Origin of the sequence: Stenotrophomonas daejeonensis, from assembly GCF_001431505.1 — a bacterium.
Lineage (GTDB): Bacteria > Pseudomonadota > Gammaproteobacteria > Xanthomonadales > Xanthomonadaceae > Stenotrophomonas > Stenotrophomonas daejeonensis.
The window spans coordinates 1-1,919 of sequence record NZ_LDJP01000110.1 but is presented as its reverse complement, the minus strand read 5'-3'; the positions used below and the strand labels follow the sequence as shown (position 1 = coordinate 1,919).

Here is a 1,919-nt window from a genome sequence, read left to right as displayed (position 1 = left end):
AATCTCCTGAGCGGTCTAACGCCTGAATTAAGCCGCGCCGCGAAGCGGCGTCGGCTTGAATGAATTGTTAGAGCCTTTCAGCCAGGAATGCATCAGTTGCTCCTACGAGATCCCTAATGAATTGGATGTGTTTCCGGAGTTCCTCGCGAGTCACCGCGTGTGGAGTTGGTTGGCCCGCAATTGGCCTTAAAGACCTGTGCGCAATGTCGCCGCGCTTCTTGGCGATCTTGTTGAGCTCGCTACGGGCTCTAATTGGGTCGTAGTGATTCCATGTCCATCCTTCCGTCACATCTAGGCCTAAGTACTTGTCAAAAATGGACTTGACTCGATCAGTGCTGGGCGTGTGGAAGTACTTAAGGTCTGTGTCCAGCGATGTGATATAGAACTTGGCGAGGCGGCCGGCCCCGGAGTCTGGGCCAGCGACAGTCTTTGCTGCCTCCACGATCCTGTCCTCAATGTACGTCTCAAGGGCAGCTAGGGCCATGACAAGGCTGGCTCTCTTTAGCACCTCTGCTTCAGGCGGCGGGGGTTGCTTGTTGATTGCGTCAAAATGACCAAGAAGGTCAATTGCGTCTCGGATCGCGTGCTCGAATGTTTGGTATGCGGATGACGTCATCTGAAAGGCTCTAACGCTTGAATTAAGCCGCGCCGCGAAGCGGCGTCGGCTTGAATGACTTGTTAGGTGCGCTTACGGGTTGCGATTAACGCAACGGAACACAACGTCAGCGGCTCCCGCGCCGTAGCTATTGAGAGTTTCTTGGGATGTGTCAACCACCTCAATGTATTTGCCAAGCGATCGGCAGTGAGCGTTAGCCTGCTCAAGAGCATTAGAGCGCGCTGCGCCAGTGCCGCCACGAACCGGAGCGGCCATTGCACTCACGGAATAAGTATCAGGGCCAACCTCCATGACCTTGGAGGTTGTGGAACAGCCCGCAAGCAGAGCGAATGCCGACCCGGCGATGATGTAGTTGCGCATTGTCATTCCCCTTGGATGTTGCACCCCATGTCTTTCAGGTGAGCGGGAGTGCGGCGCGCACCTAACACTTGAGTTAAGCCGCGCCGCGAAGCGGCGTCGGCTTGAATGAATTGTTAGGCCTCACCACGTGACGGTGAACGAGTAGCCGTTAAGTTGAGTGCCGTACCCCAACGATTGGAGAGCTAGGATTAAATCCTGAAGGAAATCATGGCTCACGCCCTCTTGGGATATCTGATTCTGACCGTTCTTTGCCGCGGCTTCGATAGCTGGCCCGAGAATAGATCGCATGTACTGGGTGGCGCGAGCGCCATATGTGCTCTCCAGTTGCACCCACTTACTAGTAATGCTTGAGGCTGACGTTGCGTCGATCACGTTGTTCTCCATGTAGTTGCGAAACTTCCTGTGAGGCCTAACGCCTGAATTAAGCCGCGCCGCGAAGCGGCGTCGGCTTGAATGAATTGTTAGACGATGGCCAGTGACTCCTCCGCCGGAATGTCATCGTAGCCCGCTTGCCAAGGGAAACGATTCTGCCGATCCGGAAGAAACATGATCATCGCGCTGAAGGGCTTGCTCTGGTAGTACCGTAGGGCCGTGCCCAAATACTCCCCGAAACTGTCCGAACGAACAGGCTTAAAGACTACCTTGTAGTCGCCCGCAAGAACGTTTCCGTCCTCGACGCCGGGAACAATAGTGTGTCCGCCCTTAAGCAGTTGAGCACACTCATTGAGTAGGGCATGGGCCTTTTCCCGCTCCAGTCCGAAGATCAGAACCTCCGGGGCGCCGTAGGACTCACGGAAGCCAATGGAATAACTGAACTTGTCTTGGCCTTCCTTGGTTGGGAAGACATGGAGGCAGTGCCACCCGTACTCCCGGATGTTGTCCGAGATTCTTTGGTTCTGAGCGGCGAAATCTTCACCCATTGTCTAACAGTTGAATTAAGCCG

Annotated in this window: 2 protein-coding genes; both read right to left on the bottom strand. The window is 54.9% G+C overall.

Annotated elements, in window-relative coordinates; genetic code table 11:
- Nucleotides 1-67: 67 nt before the first annotated feature.
- Nucleotides 68-616, bottom strand: coding sequence for a HEPN domain-containing protein (locus ABB34_RS15055; RefSeq protein WP_083490237.1), 549 nt, complete (start codon nucleotides 614-616; stop codon nucleotides 68-70).
- Nucleotides 617-1,437: 821 nt separating this feature from the next.
- Complete coding sequence (locus tag ABB34_RS14430; RefSeq protein ID WP_057642076.1) at nucleotides 1,438-1,896, bottom strand: DUF4262 domain-containing protein; 459 nt, start codon at nucleotides 1,894-1,896, stop codon at nucleotides 1,438-1,440.
- Between the last annotated feature and the right edge of the window lie 23 nt (nucleotides 1,897-1,919).

Bases quoted from the DNA above. Each gene is read 5' to 3' on its own strand.
- ABB34_RS15055 (WP_083490237.1), bottom strand. From the start codon at position 616: ATGACGTCATCCGCATACCAAACATTCGAGCACGCGATCCGAGACGCA.
- ABB34_RS14430 (WP_057642076.1), bottom strand. From the start codon at position 1,896: ATGGGTGAAGATTTCGCCGCTCAGAACCAAAGAATCTCGGACAACATC.